Consider the following 7,335-nt stretch of genomic DNA (forward strand, 5'->3'; position numbering starts at 1 on the left):
TTGTATGTTTTAATAAGTTTGCACTAGGTGCAAACTTATAAGTAACCTGGGTACAAATGTGCGTTTTCTGGTTGCTCTATACCATGAGCAGCTAAAAAACCGCCAATAGCTTGTCCGCACCCTTCTGGCGCTCGCCCACTGTCTATTTCAAAATTTAACTGGTTAGCGTGCTGCTTCCCTAATGAGCAAAGCCCTATTGCACTTGGAGAGCGCATGGCAACGCTTAAAGCACCTATTTGCTCAGCCGCTACGTGTTTACTAAACCGAGCAAAGCCTTGGTACTTAAACTGCTCATTAACGTATTCATTGCTTGCATTGACTAGTGCTGCAATTAAAGCATGTAAAAAGCTGTTAGCAGTTTGATCACTGGTTAAAAATGCAATCGTTTTTTGGTTAAACTCGCTTAACTGGCTGTCTTGGCATAAAAGCTCAACCGTATATAAATACTGCTCAGCCGTGATCATATTCTGGCTTTTTAAAACAATTTCTTTACCCGCAAAAACAATACGTTTAACAACATCTGCAATGGTTTGCATGTCATTACAGTCGCTGTTAATTAGCTCAGGGTTTTGAGCCATTAGCGGCAAATCGTGGTGATTATTAAATGGCGTGCTTACATGATTTGCGTGCTTATATTGAAAAAGCTCTCTCACTTCGTGCTCACGGGCCACTTTAAGTGCTAAAAATGCAGTTTGAATAAGTTCCGAGGTAGGCAAGTTTTCTTCAACAATCCAACGTCTGCCAAACAACAATTTTTTTGCTTTTATATCGCTCTGAGAAACACCTTTTTGATAGTTGTCAGGGCTTAGTACTGCAACTTGCAGATAAATTTCGTCACCCTTTTGTGCAGCAAGCACTCTAAAGTGTGTCGAAAATTCAATGCTATCGAGCACTTCGTTTACGCTATTTAAAGTGTGTTTATAACGTAAAAAATGTTGAGGCACCACCCAGCTATTATTTGCCAATTGCACAACAGGCGCATAAGAAATTGGCTGCTCGTAGCTATGTTGCCATTTTTGCTCATTACTGAGTAAAGACTGTAAGTAACTATTATTATCTGACATAAATTAACCAAATAAACTTGCTTAAGCAAGATATTAACTTTAATCATATTACGTCTTCACTGTCGTAATTAGATCACACCAACGCCTTTATTTTAGGCTTTTTTAACTATCGGCTAATCCTTGATAGTCTGTTATAACTTTTTGATAATAAACTTCATCTTTATTGAGCATTTTATTATAGTGATTTAGTAATTGCTGTTTGTAGGTTATGTGTTCTTTATTTGTGAAATCCCACATGTGTAAACCTGTGCAACTTACTTTTGTGTTGCTATTAAAGCTGACTTCTATAATTTCGTAAAAACGTTTATTTTCGCAAACCAGTTGCTCGCTTATCAAACCTAAACCCAGCATATTAAGCCCTACTCTTACGTCATAAGTATGGTGTACTGGGCACAAAATAAAGCGCGTGTTTTGTACGCTTTCAATGCTGTTATTTGCGATTATTTGTTGCACGAGTTTTAATAATAACTCACCGCCTACACCAGCAATAACAACGGTCTGCTTTATATTTTTGCCAAGTAAAATACGACCAACATCTTTGCACATTACTTGCCACTGCTCGCTGCTTGAATGAGAATTTTGCTGGGCGCTAACACGCATAAGTAAGGATTCTAAATCCGCCATTAGAGTGGGCACTATATCTACAAAAATAACTTTTTTAGCGGCATTTCGTTTTAACAACGCTAAACCTAAATAACCATGGTCACAGCAGCAATCCCATACAATATCGGTTGGTTGTGCTATTAACGAATCAATAGCTGATAAACGTTTACTGAGCTTCATTTAATCAGTTGTTTGTGACGTTTTATAGACCAGCGCTTTTAAGCTTCTATCGCTGTCTATTTCTATAAAGCGTGCTGTTGGTGCCAAGCGCTCAACAAACTCAATGGCACCTTGTGTATGCTCTGTAATAAGTGCTTTAAATGCATCTTCGCTAAGCTCTGGGCTATTTGCACAAAGCAGTAGCTTTGTTGTATCGCTTAATAGCTCTGGCAATCTGCGCAGCACTTTTTGATAGTCTTTAGTTAAAATAAAGCTCCCTTTTTGAAAGCTTGGCGGATCAACAATAATTAAGTCAAACGGAGCTGCTTTTTTTAATTTACCAAACGACTTTAAAATATCGTGTGGTAAAAAGCTTACGCCTCTTTCAAAACCATTAAGCTGATGGTTTTTTTTGCCTACTTTAAGTACACCTTTGCTCATATCCATGTTCATTACATGATCAGCACCACCTTGCATTGCTGCAAGCGAAAACCCACACGTATACGAAAATAAATTAAGTATTTTACCGTGCTTGCTGTTAGCCATAACAAACTCACGGCCGCTGCGCATATCCGGAAATATTCCAGTATTTTGGCGGTTCTGTAAATCAACCAAAAAGCGAATACCGTTTTCGTTTACAACATGCTGAACAGGTAACTGACCATACACTAATTGGTTTTGGCTCTGCACACCGGCGCGTTGCTGGTACACAAGCGATGTAATAAGTTCGGGATGATGTGCTTGCGCCCACTTCCATACAACACTTGTTAATTCGCTAAGTGTTAGCTCGTCAATTTCATCATAAGACACTAAAAATAAACTCGGCGGGTAAAAGTCTACGTTAATATGGCTTAATGCCTCAACCGTATGTCCACGCCCATGAAAAACACGGCAAAGTTCATTATTTAAAATCGGCGCATCAGCTAGCGCTGTAATAATTGGAGTAAAATCAGATGTCATTTTTAATTAATCAACTGTTGTTGTAGTTCATGTATTTCATCGCGAACAGAAGCCGCTTTTTCAAATTCTAAATCGCTCGCATACGCATGCATTTTGCTATCGAGTTGCTTAATTTGAACTGTGATTTCTTTTGCACTGAGTACTTTTTTAGACTCTTTACGAATAAGTCTCAGGTTATCTTTTGGTGCAGCCTCTTCGCCTACATCCATCACATCGAGGATTTTTTTGGCTAATGAATGCGGTTCAATACCATGTTTAATATTATATGCATGCTGAATTTCGCGTCTGCGTGCTGTTTCATCCATGGCTTTAGCCATCGATTTTGTGACTCTATCACCATATAAAATAGCACGACCATCTAAGTGACGAGCGGCGCGACCAATGGTTTGAATAATTGAGCGTGCAGAGCGTAAAAAGCCTTCTTTGTCTGCATCAAGTATTGCTACAAGCGCCACTTCTGGCATATCTAAGCCTTCTCGAAGTAAGTTAATGCCCACTAACACATCAAACACTCCAGCACGTAAATCACGAATAATCTCAACTCGTTCAACCGTATCAATGTCTGAATGTAAGTAACGTACCTTTACATTATGCTCACTTAAGTAGTCTGTTAAATCCTCAGACATACGTTTGGTTAATGTAGTTACAAGTACGCGTTCGCCTTTCTCTACACTTTTGTAAATTTCAGATAGTAGGTCATCAACTTGATCAGCCACTGGGCGCACTTCAATAAGGGGATCGAGTAGCCCTGTTGGTCGAATAACTTGCTCCGCTATTGCGCCTACGCAACGCTCTAACTCAAAATCACCTGGCGTTGCAGATACATAAATTGTTTGTGGTGCTATGGCTTCAAACTCTTCAAAGCGTAGCGGTCTATTATCCATAGCTGAGGGCATTCTAAAGCCATACTCAACAAGGTTTTCTTTACGGCTTCTGTCGCCTTTGTACATAGAACCGATTTGCGAAACGGTCACGTGCGATTCATCAATAATCATCAATGCATCATCTGGTAAATAATCAAGTAATGTTGGCGGCGGATCGCCAGGCGTACGTCCCGATAAATAACGACTATAGTTTTCTATACCTGAGCAGTAACCTAACTCTCGCATCATCTCAATGTCGTATTGTGTACGTTGCGTTACCCGTTGCTCTTCTACTAATTTATTTGCACTCAGTAATTGCGCTCTTCGATCTTTAAGCTCTTCTTTTATATTATCGATAGCACCCAGAATTTTTTCTCGTGGAGTTACATAATGCGTTTTTGGGTAGATAGTGGTGCGTATAATATGTCTTTCGACTGCACCTGTTAGCGGATCAAAAATACTCAAACGCTCTATTTCATCGTCAAACATTTCTACGCGTATAGCGAAAGTGCTTGATTCTGCGGGAAATATATCAACCACTTCGCCACGTACGCGGTATGTGCCACGGCTAAAATCTATATCGTTGCGGGTGTATTGAATTTCGGCTAAACGGCGCAGCATGTCGCGTTGATCTACTTTTTCGCCCACTTTTAAAAGCAGCATCATTTTCATGTATGATTTAGGGTCACCCAAACCATAAATAGCCGATACCGACGCCACAATAATGGTATCGCGACGCTCAAGCAGTGCTTTGGTTGCACTTAAACGCATTTGCTCTATGTGCTCGTTTATTGATGCATCTTTTTCTATAAACGTGTCGCTAGAAACAACATAGGCTTCTGGCTGGTAGTAATCATAATAAGATACAAAATATTCAACCGCATTTTTAGGGAAGAACTCTTTCATCTCGCCGTATAACTGCGCTGCTAAGGTTTTGTTGTGTGCCATTATTATTGTCGGACGATTTAAGTCGTTAATAATATTAGCCATGGTAAAGGTTTTACCTGTACCTGTTGCGCCTAACAATGTTTGGTGCGCTAAACCTGCTTCTAGACCTTCACATAACTGCTTAATAGCTGTTGGTTGATCTCCCGCAGGTTTAAAATGTGATTTTAGTTGAAAATGATCGCTCAATTATTGCACTCCTTTAATGATTGACTGCTCAAAGCCTCAAGCTCTTTTATAAACCACTTGTATGCCACCATTGCGGTAAATAAATTCCCGATTGCTGCACCAATAAATAATCCGATTAACCCAGCGAGTTCGTTACCTATATATGCAAATGGCAGATAAAAAATGAATAAGCGCACAGCACTTAAAAACAATGCGTTCATTGGTTTGTGTAAAGCATTAAACGAAGAATTAGATAATATGATCACACCTTGTAAGCCATAACTAAGCGGAATGGTATAAATAAAGAGTTTTATAACGTCAATAACCATTTGCTCTTTACCAAACAATTGGCTGATCACACCTGATAAAGCAATGAGTAAAACATAAATAGCGAATTGCCAAATCATTACAAATTTTAATGTACCAATATACGCTTCTTTTACTCTGCACAATTTACCTGCACCAAAGTTTTGACTCACAAAGGGTGGAAGTGTCATCGACAAAGCAAGTACCAATATACTTGCTATAGATTCTATTCTGCTGCCAACTCCAAATGCCGCTACAGCCTCCGGACCGTGATGTGCAACCATAGCGGTCATTACTGCCATTGCTACTGGTGTAAGCATATTAGCGCCCGCTGCAGGTAAACCAATTTTTAATATTTTACGAATAGCGCCAATAACTGTTTGCTTGCCTGCTTTTAAGCTTAATAAACGTTTTTTTACTATTAGCAAATATAAAATAATTACAACAGCCACCGACCACGCTATAACACTTGCAATAGCCGCACCTTGAATACCTAAAGCAGGTATTGGACCAAAACCAAAAATAAGCATTGGATCGAGTATGGCGTTAATAAGCCCTGCCCCGCCCATTACAATACTCGGTGTTGTGGTATCGCCACTGGCACGTAATACCGAATTACCTATCATGGGGGTAATTAAAAACACACTTCCGATAAACCACACATTCATGTATTCGTGTATTAATGGCAGTACTTGTTGCCCTGCACCTAATAACGTAAATATGGGATCAATTAATAAATAACCAACAAAAGATAAAATAAGCACTAAAACAAAAGCGACCAATATAGATACGCTTGCGTCAAAACGTGCTTCATCAATTTTATTACTGCCAAGTGCCTTACCTATTACAGCCGATGTACCAATACCCAAACCAATCGCTAAACTAATAACGGTAAAGGTAACTGGAAATGTAAAACTCACTGCTGCTAATGGCTCAGTTCCTAATAAACTTATAAAAAATGTATCAACAATATTGAACATCATTAAAGTGACCATTCCAAAAATCATTGGAATGGTCATTTTTTTTAATGTTGAAGGGATAGGATCATTTAGTAAATCTGGGCGGGTCTGAGATTTTGAAATTGCGCGCATGGAATAAATTAGCCTCTTTTACTGAGCGAATCATTTTAAAGCATCAAGGCAATTCAAGCCACGGATTTATCAACAGATTTGAAGTAAACAGCAAACTAAAGATTCGAAAAAATAGTAAAAGCCTCTTTTTACGTATTTTTGTTAAAATAACGGCTTAGTGCTCTAAAAAACAATTAAAATACATTTTTGTAACTTTTATTACAAACAACCACCAGTTGCTGATGCTTTTTTACACAAAGCAATACTTTGATTTATCGTAACGAAAAATTTTGCTCATCGAGTTGCATGGAATAAAGGTGAAACACTAACTCATTGTTTTATATTGAAATAAAAATAGTGATTTAAAAGCTTGAAATCGGTGCAGCGCCCTACAGCTCTAGTGCGCCTGATGTTCTTAAGGTTTCATAAACAGAGTTATCCACAGAAACCGTGGATAACTCATTCAAAGCCGCATTTATAAAGGCTTCTAGAGAGGTCTCATTTTTAGTTAATTCTTATTAAACTTAGATAATCAATTAATGTCATTTTTACAATCTCAAAGTAAAAGTCTATTAGTTGGATCAATCCGCCTTACTAACTCAATTGTTTAACTGAGTTCGCTAACCAATAAAATGCTGCAAGTTATTGATTGCGCTATTTTTGAACAACTTCAATATTGTTTGCATAATAAATCGTAAATTAAATTTATTACCGCTAAATAGTGACTAATATTTTTGAATTACCCAAAGTCGATTTTAAATGTTTTTATATTTTAAAGGTAAAAAAGCGAAAACCAAAAAGAAGTGAAAGCTAGTTTTTGTCTTTTACGTGTAATTTTTGCTAACAAAGCAGTTTAATATTGTGTTTTATTTGCTCAACGCACAAAAGTAATTTACTCAAAAAGCAATTTACGTCGCATTTTCTTCCATTAAAATTTCTAAAAAAAATCAAAATAAAGCCATAAATCACACAGATCGAACATAAAAACGCCGAATAGACTTCTTTTTTTAGTTTATGATCTTTTATGTGTTGACAGTTTGCAGTGAGGTCATTAATATTTCGCCCCGTTGAAAGGCAAGCGCTTCCCCCTTAGCTCAGTTGGTTAGAGCGACGGACTGTTAATCCGCAGGTCCCCCGTTCGAGTCGGGGAGGGGGAGCCAAGTTTTTCAACCATAAACGATTCCCCCTTAGCTCAGT

Annotated in this window: 5 protein-coding genes and 1 tRNA gene; 1 reads left to right on the forward strand and 5 read right to left on the reverse strand. The window is 38.2% G+C overall.

Annotated features, from left to right (window positions below; all coding sequences use genetic code 11):
• Positions 1-35 precede the first annotated feature (35 nt).
• The 5 genes from L647_RS0122305 to L647_RS0122325 form a co-directional block, all read right to left on the reverse strand.
• Positions 36-1,064: a hypothetical protein gene (locus L647_RS0122305; RefSeq protein WP_024612978.1), complete on the reverse strand. Its 1,029-nt coding sequence runs from the start codon at positions 1,062-1,064 to the stop codon at positions 36-38.
• Between the two features lie 102 nt (positions 1,065-1,166).
• The gene (locus L647_RS0122310) at positions 1,167-1,847 is read right to left on the reverse strand and encodes a tRNA (adenine(22)-N(1))-methyltransferase TrmK (protein WP_024612979.1); all 681 of its coding nucleotides are present in this window, start codon (positions 1,845-1,847) and stop codon (positions 1,167-1,169) included.
• The gene (locus tag L647_RS0122315) at positions 1,848-2,786 is read right to left on the reverse strand and encodes a class I SAM-dependent methyltransferase (protein WP_024612980.1); all 939 of its coding nucleotides are present in this window, start codon (positions 2,784-2,786) and stop codon (positions 1,848-1,850) included. It lies immediately after the preceding gene.
• Between the two features lie 2 nt (positions 2,787-2,788).
• Positions 2,789-4,783: an excinuclease ABC subunit UvrB gene (uvrB, locus tag L647_RS0122320; RefSeq protein ID WP_024612981.1), complete on the reverse strand. Its 1,995-nt coding sequence runs from the start codon at positions 4,781-4,783 to the stop codon at positions 2,789-2,791.
• Positions 4,780-6,159, reverse strand: a complete 1,380-nt coding sequence (locus L647_RS0122325; protein WP_024612982.1) for an MATE family efflux transporter — start codon at positions 6,157-6,159, stop codon at positions 4,780-4,782. Before L647_RS0122325 ends, uvrB begins: the two co-directional genes overlap by 4 nt.
• A 1,062-nt stretch (positions 6,160-7,221) precedes the next feature.
• Between L647_RS0122325 and L647_RS0122330 the strand changes: the two genes are divergently transcribed.
• Positions 7,222-7,298: transfer RNA gene (locus L647_RS0122330), tRNA-Asn, on the forward strand.
• Positions 7,299-7,335 lie beyond the last annotated feature (37 nt).

The sequence above is a fragment of the Pseudoalteromonas sp. TB64 genome (assembly GCF_000498095.1).
Taxonomy (GTDB): Bacteria; Pseudomonadota; Gammaproteobacteria; order Enterobacterales; family Alteromonadaceae; genus Pseudoalteromonas.